Raw genomic sequence first — 19,336 nt, 5'->3', positions numbered from 1 at the left:
TATAAAATGTTGCGGGCGTTACATTTACCAGAGTGGAAGGTGCATGAGATGGCGAACTGCCGAAAGGGAGTGTGGAGAGCGGCGGGAATGCTCAACTCGGCACTCACCAAAAGAATCATAGTGGACAGACTTGGTTATCCCGATATGACTGCCCACTATTTGAAAGTCCGAGTAAACTATTGAACCGCGTAGTACCGAACGGTACGCTACGTGGTGTGGAAGGGGAGGTTAAAATCTCCCCTATCCGATTGCACCTGGTCGTGGTTGTAATGCTGAAATCATAGATGACGAAAAGCTTGAATTTGTATGCATCCCTGAATATGGTTCATAGTTGATATGGTTGACAACGGAGGCTGAACGGCCGGGGATACGTTTGTAATGGACGCAGAACGTTACAGATAGCGCAATCCTCATCAGGAATCCAGGCGCAGCGAAAGCCGATGCGGCTGGCTGTATAGGACGGAGAATATTGTACTTGGCCCCGGGATGTCTGGAACATGGGATGAACGGCATTTCCAGCATGTGGAATCACATGTTCCGGACAAAACAAGGAATCCTTACCATCAGGGATGGAAGGCCGGCATCATCGTACACCAGGGTATTTTTCCGGCCTGTAAGCTTTTCCACGATTGTTTTAGCAGGAACTTTGTCTTGAAGCAAGGTATGAAAAAGCCTGGTCTGTCCGGATTGCAGGAGAGAAAAGGGGATGAAATATGGAAGATGCCATGTTCAGATATCCATATCCGGGGCAAGACAGACTCAGTCTGACTTGTTTTTCTTTCAATGCCGTTGTAGAATAACCTCAGAAGAAAAATCCCCCAAGAAAAAATCCCGCACAGAAAAGTGAGAAGAGATTCGTGAAATCCATACGAAAAGAAATGACAAGAAACCACCTGATTCTGCTGCTGGTGGCCTTTATCTTCATAGCATCCAATGCCCTTGTGAACGTGGGGTCATCCCGCCGGTACAATGGGCTTTTACAGGATTACCAGCAGGTGAACGGGCTGCTGGCAATCAATAACCGGAGGCAGACATATTTTAAGCTGTACAGCAAGAGCCATGACGAGGGAACGCTGAAGCAGTATTATGACGAATGCCAGCTGTTTGACAGCCAGCTGCGGGGCCTGGATGAAAAGATGAAGAATGACCGGAAGTGCAAGATGATGTACCGGATTGTGGGGCAGGTGGCTGAGTACAGGCGGGAGATGGCAGAGTCCTACATCCGGCCTGACAGGGATTACTATCCCAGTCTGATGGCTGATTTGGACGAAGTGGATTTGGAGATTGAGCGGTGTCTCAACCAGTTGATGAGCCAGTACCTGGAGTATTTAAATACTGCATTTGCCAGCCACAGCAGGACGCTGGGGATTACAAACAGTATCCTGATTGTGTTTTTCATGGCAGCCAGTCTCTTTGGCATGGTGCTGAACCATCAGATGAGTACCAGTATCCTGAATTCCATCAAACGGCTGACGGACGCTGCAAGGGAAATTATGAACAACAACCTGGAGACAGCGGATATTGAGGAAACGCCTTTTATGGAGCTGAACCAGGTATCTACCACATTTGACCAGATGAAGCGGCAAATCAGGACCATGATTACGGAATTACAGGAGACTCACCAGATGAAAGAGCGGCTGGCTGAGGCAAAAATCCGGGAACTGCAGATGCAGATGAATCCCCATTTCCTGTTTAATACACTGAGCCTGGTAATCCGCAGTATCCAGCTGGGAGAGCGGGACACCTCCATCCAGCTGGTCAAAGCCATTTCCAAAATCCTGCGAAGCAGCATTGAAATCAATACGGTTTCCATTCCGCTGGATGCTGAGATTGAACTGCTTCAGTCATACCTGTATATACAGAAGCTGCATTTAAAGGGGCGTGTGACCTTCTGCCTGGATGTGCGCAAATCATTTATGGGCGAGGATGTGATGATTCCGCCGCTGACAATCCAGCCTCTGGTGGAGAACAGTATCCAGCACGGGCTGAAGGACAGGGTCAGCGGGGGCAAGGTGGATATACTGATTACTGAGAAGCCGGATTATATCGAGGCGGTGGTGGCGGACAACGGCGTGGGTTTTCCGGAGGACCGGGAACCGCCGGAAATCAGCGGACCGCCGGAAATCAGCGGACCGTTTATGGACCTGAGCCAGCCGGAAACCGGAGGACGGCCGGAGGACAAGGACCATCCCGCCGGCCGGGAAACGCCCATGCCCAAAACCTCCATTGGTCTGAAAAACGTGAGGGAACGGTTAAAATTGTTTTATCGGAAAGAGGACGTGCTGCACATTGAGCGGTCAGAGGGCGTTACGAGGATTACGCTGAAGCTTTATAAATCAGACAGGCATTAGGAGGAAACAGTTATGTTGCGTGTAATATTGGCAGATGACGAGCAGTACGAGCGAAATTATCTGGAGAAGGTCATAAAGGAGAGCTATCCCGGTCTGCTGGAGATTGTCTACAAGGCAGTGGACGGCATGGATTTAATGGAGAAACTGGAGGAGTGCAAGCCGCAGATTGTGCTCCTGGACATTAAGATGCCCAGAATGAACGGGCTTAAGACAGCGGAGGAGGTACGTAAAAGGCATCCGGATATCCAGATTGTGCTGATTTCCGCTTACAGTGATTTCTCCTTTGCCAAACAGGCAATCAAGCTGGGAGTGACGGATTATCTCCTTAAGCCCTATCTGGACTCGGAGCTGCGGGAGACGCTGGATAAGGTCATTGCCCGGGTAAGGGAACGGGAGGATACCCTGTCCATGCTGTCTTATTCCAATTATCTGGTGGATGATGGAAAGGCTGCCTTTGATTTTTACAGGGATTTGGAGAAGGATTTGCTGTGGGATTTGTTCTTTGGCCGCAGGGACAGGGAAAAACTGGAAAAGGAATTTGCCATGTGGGGAGTTGGACCGGGGTGGTTTAAGGTGGTGCTGATTTCCAGCCCGGCCCTGGTTAGCATGGGAGGATTTTCCCAGGAAGTGCTTAAAAACTATTTCCACATGGCGGGGGTGACAGTGCTTAACAGTATCTGGATGGACCAGATGATTATCTGCCTTTATTCACCGCAGCAGGACGCATTTACGGAGCTGACCGGCTGCATTACCCGAGCCAGGGATTATCTGGCAGAGGAGCGGAAGATTCCGGTTGCCTGTGGTGTCAGCGGAGCTTATGAAGGAATGGATCGGCTGACCGAGGCATATGGGGAGGCTGCATCTTTTATCAGGGAATATTCTGCGGAAGAGGCTAGGCTTGCCTTTGACGGCATGACGGACGGCATGAAACGAATCTGCGGGCTGGAGGACCGGATTATCCAGTCCCTGTCCAGGGAGGACCAGGACCAGAGCAGTGTCCTTCTTACGGAGATGATAGAGGAACTGGAGACACTTTTAGGATATCAGGATGTTTCGGTGAAGCTGAATTTCGGCCGCAGCCTGATGACAATCATCCGGGGAATCAACCAGATACCGGGAATACGTGTTAAGACTTCAGAGGCAGCCATGCGTTTTGAGAAGCTGGGACAGCTCAATTTTAACGGTGATAATTTAAAATATCATGTGGAGTACTTCTCCGAGATGAAGATTCAGAAGGAATGACTTTGAGGAAGTGGTTTCAGGGAGATGGTTCTCAGAAATATGATTCTCAGGGAGATGATTCTCAGGGAGATGGTTCTCAGGGAGATGATTCTTAGGAGGGTGATTCTCAGGGAGACCAGGGGATTGGTTCTGAGGAAACAATGTGTCCAGGTCAGGAGGAATGCGTTGAAAAAACAGTTGATAATAGGGGCTGCGGCCGCAGTGCTGATTGCAGGTCTGGCGGGCGGCTATGGAGTTTTAAGAAACAAGGGGGCCGTGGGAGCGGACAATGAACCGGAGATTGTGCTCTGCTACGGTGAGGTAAACCCGGAAGGCCATGTGCTGACAGATTCAGCCCAGTTTTTTGCTGATAGGGTCAGTGAACTGACAGGCGGCAAGGTGATGGTTGAAATCTATCCTTCCGGCCAGCTGGGGGATGATGCGCGCTGTTACCAGTCCATGGAAATGGGGGCATTGGATTTGTACCGGGGAAACAGCATGTCCCTGGCGGATTGCGGAAATCCCATGATGTCTGCCCTGGTGCTGCCCTATGTTTTCCGGGACAGGGAGCATTTCTGGAATGTGTGCAGCAGTGAGTTGGGAAGGGAAATACTGGATAATATCCAGGACTGTACCGGAATGATTGGACTGGCCTACCTGGACGAAGGGGCCAGAAACTTCTTTACCACAGACCGGCCGGTGCGGAGGCTGGAGGATATGAAGGGACTGAAAATCCGGGTACAGGTGGCGTCCATGATGGGCGATACCGTGGAAGCACTGGGTGCCGTGGCCGTGCCCATTGCCTATGCAGAGCTTTATACGGCCCTGGAGTCAGGGACCATTGACGGAGCCGAGAACCCGGCGGTGAGCTATTATTATAATAAATTTTATAAGGTTGCCCCCTATTATGTAAAGGACAGCCATACCTATACGCCAGGGGTAATTCTGATGAGCAAAATTACCTGGAAAAACCTGAAGAGGGAATATCAGGACGCCCTGGTGCAGGCGGCGAAGGAGACCCAGGAATATAACCGGACAGCCATAGAGGAAGCGGACAGGAAGGCATACGAGGCTCTGGAGAAGGAGGGCGTTACGATTCTGGAGCCCCAGGACCCGGACGCCTGGAGCCAGGCAATGGAGCCGGTATATCGGAAATATGGCGGAGAATATCTGGACCTGATTGAAAAAATCCGGCAGATGCAGTAAGACAGATACAATTAGACAGATACGGCAAGACAGATACAGTAAGACAAGTAAATCAAGACATATACACCATGACAGGAGGAAGGCCGCAATGGCAACAGGACTTATGAAACTGCCCGAAAACCGGGTGCGGAGAAATTACACAGGGGGAGCGGGAATTGACCGGCTCCACGGAAAGGAACAGTGGTCGGACAACAATATGCCCGAGGAATGGGTGGGTTCCATGGTGGAAGCCTCCAATCCGGGAATGGAGCCCATTGCACATGAGGGGCTGGCTGTGGTGGAAACTGAAGATGGTCCCAGGTTCTTACGGGACCTGATAGACGATGACCGGGAGTATTACCTGGGCTCCGGCGTTGGTAAGGACGGCAGCTGGCGTCTCAGCTTCCTGCTTAAGATTCTGGATTCAGCCATGCGGCTTCACGTACAGGCCCATCCCACCACCCGGTTTGCCAATGAAGTGATGGGAATGCCCTATGGAAAGCTTGAATGCTACTATATTCTACATGTGAGGGACGGCGTCAGTCCATACATCCGGCTGGGATTCCAGCATACGCCCGGAAGGGATGGCTGGAGGGAAATCGTGGAGAAACAGGACAAGGCCCGGATGGACGGCTGCTTTGAGAAGATTCCGGTACAGGTGGGGGAGGTCTGGTATATTCCTGGCGGAATGCCCCATGCCATAGGCGAGGGAATCACTATGCTGGAAATCATGGAGCCGTCTGATTTGGTGGTGCGGTGCGAATTTGAGCGTGAGGGAATCGTTGTGCCGGAGGACGGCCGGTTCATGGGACGGGGACTGGACTTCTGTCTGGATATTTTTGATTATACAGAGTATTCCAAAGAAGAAATCATGGAAAAATGCAGGATAGAGCCCCGGGTATTGGAGGAAACAGACGCCTTCCGGAGGGTGCGGCTGGTGGATGAAACGCTGACCTCCTGCTTCTTTGTGGAAAAACTGGAGGTGACCGGACCGGCTTTAGTAAGGCATAACCGGAAATTTAACCTGGGCGTGGTGTGTGCCGGAAGCTGCACCATGGAACAGGACGGCCAGGTGCTCAGCCTGAAGGCAGGGGACAGCTTCCTGATAGCAGCCGGGACAGAGAAGTACCAAATCCTGCCAAAAGGCAGCGCCCAGCTGGTGATGGTGTATCCGGGAAAGGATATGGATACGCTCTAGGTTATGTTTCAAACATGGCCTAATCCAGATTCAGGTTGCGCACGGAATTCCGGATGACCAGGGAGGCTTTTAGCACCGGAAGCTCTGCCGGAACACCGGATTCCAGATAACCATGGATGAAGTCAATGGCGGTCTCGGCCAGCCTGCGGACAGGGACGCTGACCGTTGACAGGGGCGGAGTCACGAAATTGGCCATGATACAGTCATCGTAGCCAAATACAGACAGGTGGTCCGGAATCCGCAACCCAAGAATATAACAGGCCCGGTAAATATTGAAGGCGGTCATGTCGTTGCAGGCAAAGATCGCCTCAGGGCGGCCGGGCTTTTGGAGCAGCTGCAGGATCCGGCCCGGAGTGGTCCCCATATCCTCCGGGTTGATGTCAAAGAGCATGTGGCTGGGGCGGCAGTCCAGCCCATGCTCCTTAAGGGCCTGGGCCATGCCGTCATAGCGGTCCCGGTAGGTGAGGTTGTCAAAGCTCTGGAAGATGCCGCCGATATTTTTGTGCCCCAGCTTAATCATGTAGGAAACCGCCTCGTAGGCGGCTTTTTTGTTGTCCAGGCGGAGACAGTGTTCCATGTCATCCTCGAAAGAACGGTTTAAATACACATAAGGGATGTCGTACTTTGCCAGGTTCATGATATGGTCGTGCTGGCTGGTGACCGGGGTAATGATGACCCCCGCTATGTCCATGCCGATTAAATTTTCTAAAATCTGTTTTTCTTTTTCCAAACTGTATTCCGTGTTGTTCAGGTAAATGATATAGCCCTTTTCTGCCGCGCAGGACTCCAGGTACTGTTCCAGCTTGGTATAGTAGATATTGGTCAGGGAAGGCAGGACCAGGGCCAGGGCCTGGCGGCGTCCGGTCTTCAGGTTGACGGCCAGGGTGTTGGGGCGGTATCCCAGTTCTGCAACTGTTTCCAGTATTTTCTGTTTTGTCTCTTCTTTCAGGTATCCTTTGCCGGAAAGGGCGCGGGATACCGTGCAGACGGAATAGCCGCATTTTTTTGCCACGTCTTTGATTGTTACCATATTCCGGTCCACCTCCCTGTGATTCTCTGAAAATGTATACACAGCTATTGTAAAGGTTTCTTGAAATAATGTCAAAATGAAAGCAGAAAAAAAGCAGGAACTTTTTAAAATAGTTTGAATTGTGAGGATTGCATAAAAATAACGTTAAAATTCTGTTAAACTTTTTTGCGGAAAGTGCTTGATGGAAAATATGTAAACGTTTATACTAAATGAGTAAAATATGTAAACGTTTAGCGAATGTTGTTACGCTGGACAACTTAAGGAAAGGGGATAACTATGAAAAAGAGAGTTTTATTAGCAGGTGTTCTTACAGCGGCAATGATGGCAATGACTGCATGCAACGGCATGCCGGGTATGGGGAATGCCCAGCCAGCAGCAACACAGGCCCAGGGAGGGGACAGCAGTGAGGCTGCCGCAGGCGATGACAAGGTATATGAGTTAAAGATTTCAACTTCCCAGACAGAGCAGGCCCTGATTACCAGGAACTACCAGAAGCTGGCTGATGTGTTAAATGAGAAATCAGGCGGCAGGCTGAAGGTAAGCGTGTTCCCGTCCGGCCAGCTTGGCAGTGACGAGGATGTGCTGGAGCAGGCCATCCAGGGCGCCAATGTGGCGGTTAACACGGATGCTTCCCGTATGGGACAGTATGTGAAGGATTTCTCCATTCTGATGATGGGCTACTTCGCAGATAACTACGATGAGTGCTATAAGATAACACAGACTGATACATTTAAGGGCTGGACAGATTCCCTGTCCAAGGACCACGGAATTAAAATCCTGTCCTTTACATTCTACGACGGCCCACGTCATTTTATGACCAACAAGCCAATCAACACGCCGGATGACCTGAAGGGCATGAGAATCCGTACCATCGGACAGGAAGTATGTACCGAGACGATCCAGGCCATGGGCGCCACTCCGATTTCCATGTCATGGGGCGAGGTTTACAACGGAATCCAGTCCAAGGCATTGGAGGGCTGCGAGGCACAGAACACATCTACATATCCATCCAGACTGTATGAAGTGTGTAAGTATCAGTCCAAGACAGGACATTTCCAGCTGATGCAGGGATTAATCTGCGGCCAGAGCTGGTTTGAGAGCCTGCCGGAAGATTTACAGACACTGCTGGTTGAGACCTCCATCGAGGTTGGCCAGGAAACAGCTGCTGACGTAATGACAGAGGCTGACGAGGCTGAGAAGGCAATGGTTGAGGCAGGAATGACCATCGTAGAGCCGGACCTAGCGCCATTTAAGGCAGCCGTTGATCCTGTATATGAGAAACTTGGCTATGCTGAACTGAGAGATAAACTGTACAAGGAGATTGGTAAGACCAATTAATCCCCAGGTACTTTCCGCAATACAGAAAGGAAGCTTTAAATGAAAAAAATTTCTGCTGTTATTTTAAAGACAGAGGAGCTTCTGGCCGGTGCAATGTTATGCATGATTGCCGTTCTGGTGTTCTGGTCCGCAGTGGCCAGAACCATAGGAATGCCGGTGAACTGGGCTCAGGATGTTTCGCTGCTGGCATTTGGATGGCTGACCTTTATCGGCTCTGATATCATCATTAAGAGCGGCGGCCTGATTCGAATCGACATGCTGTCCAACCGGTTCCCCAAGGCGGTCCAGAAGACTCTGATGCTGGTGTTTGACTTTTTCATGCTGCTGTTTTTATTGATTCTGATTGTTTACGGATTCCTGCTGGTGTCCCAGAGCTGGAACCGTACCTTTAATACCCTGAAGATGAGCTATGCCTGGTGTACCCTGGCGGTACCGGTGGGCTCCCTGCTGATGTTTTTCAGCATGATAGGCAAGGTGCTCGGTGATATCAGGAAACCAATGAAAGAATGGGGGGTTAATTAGTGTTAAGTGCGGTTGGATTTTTCTTAATTCTCCTGTTCCTTGGAATGCCGGTGGCCTTTGCGATTGCGGTGTCCGGATTTTCCTTCTTCCTGATGAGGCCGGAGATTCCGTGGACCATTCTGGTGCAGAAATCCCTGTCCACCACCCAGTCCTTTACCATGCTTGCGATTCCGCTGTTCATTTTTGCCGGTAACCTGATGAACAACACTGGCATCACATCCCGTCTGGTAAAGCTGGCAAACGTGCTGACCGGCCATATGTACGGTTCCATTGGACAGGTTTCCGTGGTTCTCTCAACCCTGATGGGCGGCGTATCCGGTTCCGCAGTTGCGGATGCAGCCATGGAATGCCGTATCCTTGGGCCTGAGATGACAAAGAGAGGCTATGCACCGGGCTGGGCCGCTGCAATCAACTGTCTGTCAGGACTGATTGTAGCCACAATTCCGCCGTCCATGGGCCTGATTCTGTACGGCACTGTGGGCGAGGTTTCCATTGGACGCCTGTTCGTAGCCGGATTCCTTCCAGGTATCATTATGTGTATCTTCATGATGATTGCCACCTCCTGGTCCGCGCGCCACTACGGATATCAGCCGGACCATGATAAGCCATCACCTCCAGGGGTTATCATCAAGTCCTGTTTTGAGAGTATATGGGCGCTTATGTTCCCAATCCTGCTGATTGTGCTGATTCGTTTCGGCGTCATGACCCCGTCGGAATCCGGTGCCTTTGCCGTGTTCTATGCACTGTTTGTAGGTATCTTCATTTATAAGGAACTGAACCTTGAGAAGTTTAAGAAGTGTATCGTGGACAGCGTAAAGGATTTATCCGTGATTACCATGATTCTGGCTTTCTCCGGCATATTCAGCTACGGCGTTGTATTTGACCAGCTGCCAAAGACTTTGACCACTCTGCTGGTAGGTCTGACCAGCAATAAATACGTGCTTCTGCTGCTGATTTTAATTATGCTGACTGTGTTCGGTATGTTTATGGAGACTACGGTCATCACCCTGATCGTTACCCCGATACTGATTCCAATTATCACACAGTACGGCATTGACCCGGTTCACTTCGGCATCATCATGATGACCATTGTTACCATGGGCTGTTCCACGCCTCCGGTTGGAGTTGCACTGTACACCTGTTCCAATATCATGGACTGTTCGGTGCAGGAGACCACGAAGTATTCGCTGCCGTTGTTCATAGCTATCCTGGCAACGCTGGCTATCTGCGTATTCTTCCCGGATCTGGTGCTGTTCCTGCCAAATATGATTTATGGTGCGGGTATGTAATCCATTATTTTATAAGTCCTGCATGGGCTGCCTTAAAAGGGCAGGCCGTGCAGGGCTTTTTGTATTATGGGCTTTAGCCTGTTGAGCATGCCGGAATACAGGGCAGCCCATGGAGCTGGGAGTGCCTCTGGGGCAGGCTGTGGACGGCTCTGCCAGCAACGACGGATCCAACCTTCTGGAGGAGATGCGGGTGGCCTATCTGCTTCACCGGCTCCGGTGGAGCCGGCAGGTTGTAAAGGAGGGAAGGCTGGTCCGCATGGATGAGGAGCGGACCGTGGTAAAAGTCAATCTGGTGGTAAAGGAATATATCATTTTTATTCACAGTATTTTCAAACTTATTAAAGGTTGGCTAAAGGTTTCTCCGCTATGATAGCTGGTAGAAAATACAGATGCCCGTACTGGGCAAAAGGAGGAAATTATGGAGGAAGCAATGGTAATCAGAAAGGACGGGACAGGTAAGCGGTTTGGATTTCTGGCAGTCCTCATGGCGGCTGTGTTCCTGGTATTTATGGGTGCTCATACGGTTTACGGGGCCGGCGGCCTGGACCTGAATACGGACTATCCGGGCATATCCGTGAAGCCGGGAGACAACCTGAATATCCCCATCACGCTGGAGAACTACACAGGGGCCAGCCTGGATGCGGATTTGGAGGTCACTGCCATGCCTGAGGGATGGGAGGGTTATCTCCAGGGCGGCAGCTATCAGGTGAGCCGCATCCATGTAAAGAACGGAGGCGACGGATCCCAGGTGACCCTTCATGTAACGGTTCCAAAGGAGCTGACAGAGGGAACCTATACGGTGGAGGTGAAGGCGTCTGCGGGCGAGGGCCTCACAGCCAGTCTGCCCATCTCGTTCATGGTAAATGAGATGAATGCGGGAAAGGGAAGCTTTACTTCGGAGTACCCCCAGCAGGAGGGAACCACAGGCACTAATTTCTCTTTCAGTACCACACTGATTAACAACGGGCTTAAGACACAGTCCTACAGCTTATCATCCAATGCGCCGTCCGGCTGGGGTGTAAGCTTTACCCCCACCGGCGAGACAGCCAAGGTGGCTGCCCTCGAGGTGGAGTCCGGCGCCAGCAAGGGCATGACTGTGTCGGTGACGCCGCCGGAGGGGGTTGCGGCAGGGGAATATGACATATCCTGCAGCGCTGTGTCGGCTGAGGAGACATTGGACACCAGCCTGAAGGTGGTCATTACAGGCAGCTATGGCCTTAAGGTTTCCACCCCGGACGGCCGCCTGAGCTTTGACGCCTATGCGGGGCGGTCCTCGGATGTGACGCTTAACATCACCAATACTGGCAACGTGGACCTGGAAAATGTTTCTCTGAATTCATCCCTGCCAACAGGCTGGACCGTGACCTACAACACGGAGAACAACATTATCCCCTCCATACCGGCAGGAAGCACCACAGAGGTCATTGCCCATGTAAAGCCTTCTTCGGAAGCCGTCACAGGGGATTATGTGAACACATTCACCGCAGCCTGCGAGCAGACCCAGTCCAGCGCCGACTTCCGGGTATCGGTTAAGACAAAGACGGTCTGGGGCGTGGTTGCTGTTGTCATCATACTGTGTACGGCAGGGGGCCTGGGCTATGTGTTCCGCAAATACGGCAGAAGGTAGCCCCTATGGATAGTACGCTGGAAAGGGGTCATTGTTATGGATAATGAGGAAGAAATGATGATACGGACCGAACATTTGTCCAAATCCTATGGGGAAAAGGAAGCGGTCTGTGATTTGACACTGGAAATCCGGCGGGGAGAGATATTCGGGCTGCTGGGACCAAACGGAGCAGGAAAGACCACCACCACCCTTATGCTGTTAGGGCTGACGGAGCCCACCGGCGGCAGTGCGTACATAGACGGGAAGGACTGCGCCAGGCAGGCCATCGAAGTCAAGCGGATGGTGGGGTATCTGCCGGATAATGTGGGGTTTTATTCCGACATGACGGGGCGGGAGAACCTTCGATTTACAGGACAGCTTAACGGACTGTCCGGTGACGTGATAGACAGGCGGATGGAGGAACTGCTGGAAAAGGTGGGGATGACAGAGGCTGCCGACCAGAAGGCGGGAACCTATTCACGGGGCATGAGACAGCGTCTGGGAATCGCCGATGTCCTGATGAAGGACCCCAAGGTGGTTATCATGGATGAACCCACCCTGGGAATCGACCCGGAAGGAATGCGGGAGCTGATGACACTGATACGCAGCCTGGCGGAGGATGATAAAAGGACCATCCTCATATCCTCCCACCAGCTTTATCAGATTCAGCAGATTTGCGACCGGGTGGGGCTTTTTGTGGATGGAAGGCTCATTGCCTGCGGGCGGATTGACGAATTGGCAGGCCAGATTCGCCGTGAAGGGCATTATGCCCTGGAGGCATCTGCCTTTCCCGATGACAGCGGATTTGAGGAACTGTTAAGGAACCTTGGAAACGTGGAACAGGTGGAGCGGACCGGTGATTTTTACGTGGTCCATTCCAGGTCGGACCTGTGCAGGGAGTTAAACCGCAGGGCCCTGGAAAAGGGGTATACCCTGCGCCACTTAAGACAGCGGGGAAATGACCTGGATGAAATTTACCGCAGATATTTTGAGAAAGGAGAGCAGAAAAATGGTGGTCTCAATCAAAAGAAAAATAAAGGATTCCTTTCTTTCAGCAGGCAGAAGCGGTAAGAATATATCTGGCGGAGGCGCAAAGACGGGACCGGGTAAGGGCATGGGCGGCATGGCTGCCCTGTACCGCAAGGAGATGTCGGACCATATACGGAGCAAACGGTTCCTGATTGTGCTGGGGCTGATTCTGCTGACCAGCTGCGCCAGCATATACGGGGCCCTGACCAGCCTTTCGGATGCGGTTGCATCTGATTCCGGCTATATATTCCTGAAGCTTTTCACCTTAAGCGGAAGCTCCATTCCTTCCTTTACCTCCTTCATTGCGCTGTTAGGACCGTTTGTGGGGCTGAGCCTTGGGTTTGACGCAATCAACAGCGAGCGCTCCGAAGGCACCTTAAACCGCCTGGTGGCGCAGCCCATTTACCGGGATGCGGTCATAAACGGTAAGTTCCTGGCAGGCGCCACAATTATTTTCCTCATGGTCTTTTCCATGGGACTCATTGCAGGCGCCGTGGGGCTTTTGGCCACAGGGGTGCCGCCTGCTGCCGAGGAAACTGGACGGGTGCTGGTGCTGCTGTTCTTTACCTCTGTCTATATCTGCTTCTGGCTGGCGCTGTCCATTCTCTGCTCCGTGCTGTGCCGCCATGCAGCCACCTCGGCCATGATTGTGATTGCGCTGTGGATTTTCTATGCGCTGTTCATGACGCTGGTGGTGAGCATTGTGGCAAATGCCCTGTATCCCATGGGGCAGACCGCATCGGCAGGCCGGATTCTGGACAATTACAGCTGCCAGATGAGCCTGAACCGTCTGTCTCCCTATTACCTGTACAGCGAGGCAGTGTCCACCATTATGAATCCCATGGTGCGCTCCACCAACATCATCCTGCCCCAGCAGATGTCGGGCGCTATCACCGGGTATCTGTCATTGGGACAGAGCTGCCTGCTGGTATGGCCCCATCTGACGGGTCTGCTGGCACTGACAGCCGTGGTGTTCGCCGCTTCCTACATCAGCTTCATGAGAAGGGAGATACGCAGCAGGTAAAAGCGCCATACAGCAGGTAAAAGAGCTGTACAGGCTGCATGACGGCATCAATTATACGGGTTTGTGAATTATCTGTGAAATCCACCTCTTTTCTCTTGCGGTTCGTACAGAATTGAGAGAGAATACAGGTGGATTTTTCAGACATGACTCAACACAGGGAGAGGATATAGATGAGGGTCTTGATTGTGGAGGATAACAGGCGGCTGGCAGAGTCCATCCGTGACATATTGAAGCACTGGTATGACTGCGATATCTGCGGAGACGGCAGTACCGGCTGCTGGCTCTTAAAGGACGGCGGCTACGATGCAGCCATTCTGGACCTGATGCTGCCCGGAATGGACGGAATCACCCTGTTAAGGGAGGCCAGGAAAATGGGATGTCCTGTTCCCGTGCTGATACTATCAGCCAAAAGCGAGCTGGAGGACAGGGTGACGGGGCTGGAAAGCGGCGCTGATTACTATCTGACAAAGCCCTTCGACATGCAGGAGCTACTGGCTGTGATGAAGACCATCCTGAGGCGCAGGGGGGAGGTGATTCCCGAAAGCCTGAACCTGGGCAACATCTCACTGAGCCAGGCAGACTATACCTTAAGGGGGCCGGGCAAAAGCATACAGCTGGGCAAGAAAGAGTACGACATCATGCGGATTCTGATGGTGAACCGGGATATGGTGGTTTCCAAGGAAACCCTTTTGTCGAGGGTGTGGGGAAATGATGCGGAGGCAGTGGAAAACAATGTGGAGATTTACATATCTTTTCTGAGAAAGAAGCTGGATTTCCTCAAGGCGGATGTGATGATTGTCACTATCCGCAAGCTGGGATACAGGATTGTGGAAAAGAACAGCAGGGAGGTGCTTTGATGAAGGAAATAGGCAGGCTTCGGCTTAAGTTCATTATTTATAACATGCTGGTGGTGACAGCGGTCATAGGCATAACCTTCTGCGCAGTGACCTCCGTGGTAAAACGGAGGGTGAATGACCAGGGGAGCCTGGCTCTGTCCAGGGTGGTATCCCGGAAGGAACATCCCCTGATATTTGCAGCCATGTCCCCGGTTCAGATTCCGTATTTTACTGTTCTGGTGGGAGCGGACGGCGTGGTGACGCTGGGGGAAGGATATGACGCCTCCTGGGAACCGGGATTCCTGGAACAGATGGCTGTCCTGGGCATGACCGGGGAGGAGGATATGGGAATACTGGACGCGTATCATCTGAGATATTTAAGAATCAGCCAGCCGGCAGGGCATATGATTGCATTTGCAGATACCACCTATGAGGATTCACTGAGGAACGGGGTTATGAAATACGGGGGAATGGCCTGCGTGGCTATCTGGCTGGGATTCTTTGCGCTGTCCTATTTCTTTTCCCGGTGGGCCGTGAAGCCGGTGGAGGAATCTGTCCGCATGCAGAAGCAGTTTGTGGCAGATGCCTCCCATGAGTTAAAGACCCCGCTGACCGTGATTACGGCCAATGCAGAGCTTTTGCAGGAACGGTATGCAGGCATATCGGCGGAGGCGGACAAGTGGATGGAGCATGTGAACCAGGAGTGCAGGGAAATGCGATCCCTGGTGGAAAGTCTCCTGCTTCTGGCCAGGAACGATTCCTATGTACCGAGGAAGGGGGAATTTACCCGGTTCAGCTTAAGTGATTTGGTTATGGAGAAGATACTGATCTTTGAACCTGTATTTTACCAGGAGGAGAAGGTGCTGGAATATAAAATAGAGGATGATGTGATGATGATGGGGAACCCCTCCCGGATGGGGCAGTTAATCAAGGCCCTCATGGACAACGCGGTAAAATATTCCGTGCCAAGGGGACGGACAGAGGTAAGATTGGAGCCGGCCGGCCGCAGCAAGGCAAGGCTGTGGGTGTGCAGCCAGGGAGAACCCATACCTGAGGACAGACGCAGGCTGATTTTCAGAAGGTTTTACAGGGATGACAGCGCCAGGAGCAGCACAAACGGTTATGGCCTGGGGCTGGCCATAGCAGCAGAGACAGCCAGGAGCCACAGGGCAGGAATCGGGGTGGAGTACAGGGACGGTATGAACTGTTTTTACGTGACCGTGAAAAGGAAACGTCCTTTTTATTATTTTCCGTGAAGGGCACAGGCATCGGCATTGCGGCGGAAGCCCTGGACATCGGCATGAACGGCCACCTGTCCAAGCCCATCCCCATGGAGGAGCTGCTGCGGAAGCTGGATGCATGTCTGTAACTGGATACAGTTGTGGATATTAGATAAAAAAGTGGAAACCAGGTTCAGAAATCACGACAAAATTACTTAAAAAGCGGTTTTTACCCTCCTTCTTTTCTGCTATGATGAAACCATCAGAAATGAGAAGGAGGGTATTATTATGAAGAAAAAACTGGCACTTTTGCTGGCATGCTCCATGGCTTTAAGCCTTACTGCCTGCGGAGGCGGCAACAAGGCGGCAGAAACCACGGCTGCATCTGAGACTGCCACGGCAGCCGCTGCAGAGGCTGCAAAGGAGGAGAGCAAGGCTGAGGCAGCGGAAACCACGGCGGCTGAGGCTGCGGGCGGGGACATGGATGCCCTCATCGAGGCAGCCAAGGCTGAAGGCGAACTGACTGTATACGGCTCCTGCGAGGAGGAATATCTGTCTGCTGCCTGCCAGAATTTTGAGAAGCTGTACGGAATCAAGACAAAATACCAGAGACTTTCCACATCAGAGGTTTACACCAAGATATCCGAGGAAGCAGGCAAGCCATCTGCCGACGTATGGTTCGGCGGAACCACAGACCCCTATAACGAGGCAGTGGCCGACGGCCTTCTGATGGAGTATGACGCCATCAATGCCAAGAACCTGATTGGCGACCAGTACAAGGATCCGACCAACTGCTGGTACGGCATCTATAAGGGCATCCTGGGCTTCATGGTCAATACGGAAGAACTGGACCGTCTGGGTCTGGAAGCTCCCAAGACATGGGATGACCTGACCAAGGAAGAGTACAAAGGACTCATTATGCTGTCCAATCCCAACACGGCCGGCACGGCAAAACTGCTCATTAACACCATGGTTCAGATGAAGGGACATGACGAGGCCATGGAGTATTTCAAGGCCCTGGACAAGAACATTTCCCAGTACACCAAGTCCGGTTCCGGCCCATCCAAGATGGTAGGCCCGGGCGAGTGCGTAATCGGTATCGGATTCCTTCATGACGGCATTTACCAGATTCTTCAGGGCTATGATAATATCCAGTTAATCGTTCCTGAGGACGGAACCTCCTTTGAGGTAGGCGCTACCGCCATCTTCAACGGATGCGCACATCCAAACGCAGCCAAGCTGTGGATTGAATATGCCCTGTCTCCTGACTGTGTGGACCACGCCAAGGAGAATGGCTCCTATCAGTTCCTGGTATTAAGCAATGCCACCCAGCCTGAGGAAGCTACGAAATTTGGTCTGGATATGAACAATACCATTGACTATGATTTTGAGGATGCAAAGGAAAACAGTGCCAAGTATGTAGAGGACTTCTTCGCAGCTCTTGGAAGCTCCTCCGACAGCGCGGACTCCAGCCGTTTCTTGACAGAATAGGCAGGGCTCCAGCCGGTGTCCGGCACTTGAAAACGTAATGTAGTGTAAGCTTGCAGACGGGTGCTGCGTAATGGTTGTCATCATTCATTACGCAGCATTTGTTACATTATGGTCCTGGTTTGGCAAAAGGGACCGTAAGAAATCAAGAGGAAAAAATTCCTCGGGAAAGGGGGCCTTATTGTGGCCGGAAAACAGAGCGCTGAGCTGGAGCGCAGGAAATTTTTTTCAGACCCCATACTGGTGAGTATGATTGTGGTACTGCTGGTATTCCTGGCATTGTTTATCCTGTACCCCCTTCTGATGCTGCTGGTAGACAGCTTTTATTCGGAAGGTAAGATTACCCTGGAGGTATTCGGGAGGGTGCTGAGTCTGGAGCGGTTCCAGAAGGCTTTCAAAAACACCCTGGTGTTAGGCATGATTACGGGAATCGCGTCCACTGCCATCGGTCTGCTGTTCGCCTATGTGGGGGTGTATGTAAAGCTTAAGACAAGGGTGCTGGAGAAGCTGTTTGCCATGGTTTCCATGCTTCCCGTGGTTTCTCCGCCTTTTGTACTGTCACTGTCCATGATTATGCTGTTCGGACGAAGCGGCATCATCACCCGTTCCCTTTTGGGAATCTATGATTCCAATGTATACGGGCTGAAGGGAATCGCCATTGTACAGACACTGACCTTTTTCCCTGTATGCTATCTGATGCTGAAGGGACTATTGAAAAATATCGACCCCTCCCTGGAGGAGGCCACAAGGGACATGGGAGCTACCCGTTGGAAGGTGTTCACCAGCGTCACATTTCCCCTTCTCCTTCCCGGACTGGGCAATGCATTCCTGGTAACCTTCATTGAGTCCGTGGCGGATTTCGCCAACCCTATGCTGATTGGAGGCTCCTACGACACACTGGCCACCACCATCTACCTTCAGGTAACAGGGGCCTATGACTCCACCGGCGCAGCGGCCATGTCCGTGGTGCTCCTGTCCCTGACCGTGGTGCTGTTCCTGATTCAGAAGTATTATCTGGAGAAGAAGACAGCAGCCACCCTTACGGGAAAGGCCTCCCGCATGAGAATGCTCATAGAGGATAAGAGCGTTACGGTTCCGCTGACCATTTTCTGCGGCGCAGTGTCAGCCTTTGTCATGCTGATGTACATTATGGTGCCCTTTGGCGCCCTGTTCACCCTCTGGGGCAGGGATTACAGCCTGAGTCTTAAATGGTTCCAGTACATGTTCAAGACCAGCGGACTTAAGGCATTTAAGGACTCCTTTGTCCTGTCCCTGATTGCGGCTCCCCTGACAGCCTTCCTGTCCATGGTTATCTCCTATCTGGTGGTAAAGAAACGGTTTAAGGCCAAGGGATTTATTGAATTTGTATCCATGCTGGCCATGGCAGTGCCCGGCACCGTGCTGGGTATCGGATATATCAGGGGCTATGCCAACGGCCTGTTCAGGACCGGCGTCATGAGCGGACTTTACGGCACCGGCCTTATCCTGATTATCGTATTCATTGTGCGCAGCCTTCCCACCGGCACCAGAAGCGGCATCTCAGCCCTGCGCCAGATTGACAAGTCCATCGAGGAATCAGCCTGCGATATGGGCGCTAACTCCGCCAAGGTGTTTATGACCGTAACACTTCCACTGATTAAGGATTCCTTTTTCAGCGGCCTGGTGACAGCCTTTGTGCGGAGCATCACGGCAATTTCGGCCATCATTCTTCTGGTGACGCCCGACTTCTTACTCATCACCTGCCAGATCAATGAGCAGGCTGAGAAGGGCAATTACGGCGTGGCATGCGCCTATGCAACCGTTCTGATCATCATAACCTACGGCGCGGTACTTATCATGAATACCCTGATGAAGTTCTTCGGAGTCAGCAGGAAGATAAAGCAGGAGAACTAAGCGCTCACAGCGGGCCGCTGCGCTAAGCGGTCAAAGGACGCCCGCTAAGCGCCAGTGGCATGCATCGCACGTAAGCGTCTAAAGGACAGACGCTAAGTGCTCATAG

Annotated in this window: 16 protein-coding genes and 2 pseudogenes; 17 read left to right on the top strand and 1 reads right to left on the bottom strand. The window is 52.0% G+C overall.

All coding sequences use genetic code 11. From position 1 onward, the window contains the following. The 5 genes and pseudogenes from G614_RS32150 to G614_RS0109460 all read left to right on the top strand — a co-directional run. Positions 1 to 183, top strand: a pseudogene (locus G614_RS32150) (maturase); the annotation flags it as partial. Between the two features lie 674 nt (positions 184 to 857). Next, positions 858 to 2,351: a sensor histidine kinase gene (locus G614_RS0109475; RefSeq protein ID WP_027641781.1), complete on the top strand. Its 1,494-nt coding sequence runs from the start codon at positions 858 to 860 to the stop codon at positions 2,349 to 2,351. Between the two features lie 12 nt (positions 2,352 to 2,363). Continuing rightward, complete coding sequence (locus G614_RS0109470; protein WP_027641780.1) at positions 2,364 to 3,593, top strand: response regulator; 1,230 nt, start codon at positions 2,364 to 2,366, stop codon at positions 3,591 to 3,593. 165 nt (positions 3,594 to 3,758) lie between these two features. Beyond that, positions 3,759 to 4,778: a TRAP transporter substrate-binding protein gene (locus G614_RS0109465; RefSeq protein WP_027641779.1), complete on the top strand. Its 1,020-nt coding sequence runs from the start codon at positions 3,759 to 3,761 to the stop codon at positions 4,776 to 4,778. Between the two features lie 88 nt (positions 4,779 to 4,866). Further along, positions 4,867 to 5,955, top strand: a complete 1,089-nt coding sequence (locus G614_RS0109460; RefSeq protein ID WP_027641778.1) for a type I phosphomannose isomerase catalytic subunit — start codon at positions 4,867 to 4,869, stop codon at positions 5,953 to 5,955. A gap of 19 nt (positions 5,956 to 5,974) precedes the next feature. Here G614_RS0109460 and G614_RS0109455 read toward each other — a convergent pair whose 3' ends face one another. Beyond that, a complete protein-coding gene (locus tag G614_RS0109455; RefSeq protein ID WP_027641777.1) occupies positions 5,975 to 6,985 on the bottom strand; it encodes a LacI family DNA-binding transcriptional regulator in 1,011 nt (336 codons plus the stop codon). A gap of 276 nt (positions 6,986 to 7,261) precedes the next feature. Between G614_RS0109455 and G614_RS0109450 the strand changes: the two genes are divergently transcribed. The 12 genes and pseudogenes from G614_RS0109450 to G614_RS0109395 all read left to right on the top strand — a co-directional run bounded on the left by G614_RS0109450 (position 7,262) and on the right by G614_RS0109395 (position 19,230). Next, complete coding sequence (locus G614_RS0109450) at positions 7,262 to 8,323, top strand: C4-dicarboxylate TRAP transporter substrate-binding protein (protein WP_027641776.1); 1,062 nt, start codon at positions 7,262 to 7,264, stop codon at positions 8,321 to 8,323. Positions 8,324 to 8,362: 39 nt separating this feature from the next. Beyond that, complete coding sequence (locus tag G614_RS0109445; RefSeq protein ID WP_022201417.1) at positions 8,363 to 8,845, top strand: TRAP transporter small permease; 483 nt, start codon at positions 8,363 to 8,365, stop codon at positions 8,843 to 8,845. Then, complete coding sequence (locus G614_RS0109440) at positions 8,845 to 10,134, top strand: TRAP transporter large permease (RefSeq protein WP_027641775.1); 1,290 nt, start codon at positions 8,845 to 8,847, stop codon at positions 10,132 to 10,134. The genes G614_RS0109445 and G614_RS0109440 overlap by 1 nt, the downstream gene beginning before the upstream one ends. 109 nt (positions 10,135 to 10,243) lie before the next feature. Beyond that, positions 10,244 to 10,504, top strand: a pseudogene (locus G614_RS0109435) (hypothetical protein); the annotation flags it as partial. Between the two features lie 48 nt (positions 10,505 to 10,552). Next, positions 10,553 to 11,761, top strand: a complete 1,209-nt coding sequence (locus G614_RS0109430) for an NEW3 domain-containing protein (protein ID WP_027641773.1) — start codon at positions 10,553 to 10,555, stop codon at positions 11,759 to 11,761. A 36-nt stretch (positions 11,762 to 11,797) separates the two neighbouring features. Next, a complete protein-coding gene (locus G614_RS0109425) occupies positions 11,798 to 12,811 on the top strand; it encodes an ABC transporter ATP-binding protein (RefSeq protein WP_027641772.1) in 1,014 nt (337 codons plus the stop codon). Then, the gene (locus G614_RS0109420) at positions 12,750 to 13,793 is read left to right on the top strand and encodes an ABC transporter permease (protein ID WP_027641771.1); all 1,044 of its coding nucleotides are present in this window, start codon (positions 12,750 to 12,752) and stop codon (positions 13,791 to 13,793) included. The genes G614_RS0109425 and G614_RS0109420 overlap by 62 nt, the downstream gene beginning before the upstream one ends. Before the next feature lie 170 nt (positions 13,794 to 13,963). Further along, the gene (locus G614_RS0109415; RefSeq protein ID WP_027641770.1) at positions 13,964 to 14,650 is read left to right on the top strand and encodes a response regulator transcription factor; all 687 of its coding nucleotides are present in this window, start codon (positions 13,964 to 13,966) and stop codon (positions 14,648 to 14,650) included. Further along, positions 14,650 to 15,885: a sensor histidine kinase gene (locus tag G614_RS0109410; RefSeq protein ID WP_027641769.1), complete on the top strand. Its 1,236-nt coding sequence runs from the start codon at positions 14,650 to 14,652 to the stop codon at positions 15,883 to 15,885. The genes G614_RS0109415 and G614_RS0109410 overlap by 1 nt, the downstream gene beginning before the upstream one ends. Further along, the gene (locus G614_RS32650; RefSeq protein ID WP_242828049.1) at positions 15,882 to 15,998 is read left to right on the top strand and encodes a response regulator; all 117 of its coding nucleotides are present in this window, start codon (positions 15,882 to 15,884) and stop codon (positions 15,996 to 15,998) included. Before G614_RS0109410 ends, G614_RS32650 begins: the two co-directional genes overlap by 4 nt. 139 nt (positions 15,999 to 16,137) lie before the next feature. Continuing rightward, entirely contained in the window at positions 16,138 to 17,340 is a 1,203-nt protein-coding gene (locus G614_RS0109400; RefSeq protein ID WP_027641768.1) for an ABC transporter substrate-binding protein, read from the top strand. A 180-nt stretch (positions 17,341 to 17,520) separates the two neighbouring features. Next, positions 17,521 to 19,230, top strand: a complete 1,710-nt coding sequence (locus tag G614_RS0109395; protein ID WP_027641767.1) for an ABC transporter permease — start codon at positions 17,521 to 17,523, stop codon at positions 19,228 to 19,230. Positions 19,231 to 19,336: the final 106 nt, after the last annotated feature.

The organism is [Clostridium] clostridioforme AGR2157, assembly GCF_000424325.1.
In the GTDB taxonomy this organism is placed as follows: domain Bacteria; phylum Bacillota; class Clostridia; order Lachnospirales; family Lachnospiraceae; genus Enterocloster; species Enterocloster clostridioformis_A.
The sequence above is the reverse complement of the archived record's forward strand: the minus strand, read 5'-3'. Positions and strand labels throughout refer to the sequence as shown.

What these genes read in the sequence shown, in the direction of transcription:
- G614_RS0109470 (WP_027641780.1), top strand. Translation starts at nt 2,364, where the DNA reads ATGTTGCGTGTAATATTGGCAGATGACGAGCAGTACGAGCGAAATTAT.
- G614_RS0109460 (WP_027641778.1), top strand. Translation starts at nt 4,867, where the DNA reads ATGGCAACAGGACTTATGAAACTGCCCGAAAACCGGGTGCGGAGAAAT.
- G614_RS0109455 (WP_027641777.1), bottom strand. Translation starts at nt 6,985, where the DNA reads ATGGTAACAATCAAAGACGTGGCAAAAAAATGCGGCTATTCCGTCTGC.
- G614_RS0109450 (WP_027641776.1), top strand. Translation starts at nt 7,262, where the DNA reads ATGAAAAAGAGAGTTTTATTAGCAGGTGTTCTTACAGCGGCAATGATG.
- G614_RS0109445 (WP_022201417.1), top strand. Translation starts at nt 8,363, where the DNA reads ATGAAAAAAATTTCTGCTGTTATTTTAAAGACAGAGGAGCTTCTGGCC.
- G614_RS0109430 (WP_027641773.1), top strand. Translation starts at nt 10,553, where the DNA reads ATGGAGGAAGCAATGGTAATCAGAAAGGACGGGACAGGTAAGCGGTTT.
- G614_RS0109425 (WP_027641772.1), top strand. Translation starts at nt 11,798, where the DNA reads ATGGATAATGAGGAAGAAATGATGATACGGACCGAACATTTGTCCAAA.
- G614_RS0109420 (WP_027641771.1), top strand. Translation starts at nt 12,750, where the DNA reads ATGGTGGTCTCAATCAAAAGAAAAATAAAGGATTCCTTTCTTTCAGCA.
- G614_RS0109415 (WP_027641770.1), top strand. Translation starts at nt 13,964, where the DNA reads ATGAGGGTCTTGATTGTGGAGGATAACAGGCGGCTGGCAGAGTCCATC.
- G614_RS0109410 (WP_027641769.1), top strand. Translation starts at nt 14,650, where the DNA reads ATGAAGGAAATAGGCAGGCTTCGGCTTAAGTTCATTATTTATAACATG.
- G614_RS0109400 (WP_027641768.1), top strand. Translation starts at nt 16,138, where the DNA reads ATGAAGAAAAAACTGGCACTTTTGCTGGCATGCTCCATGGCTTTAAGC.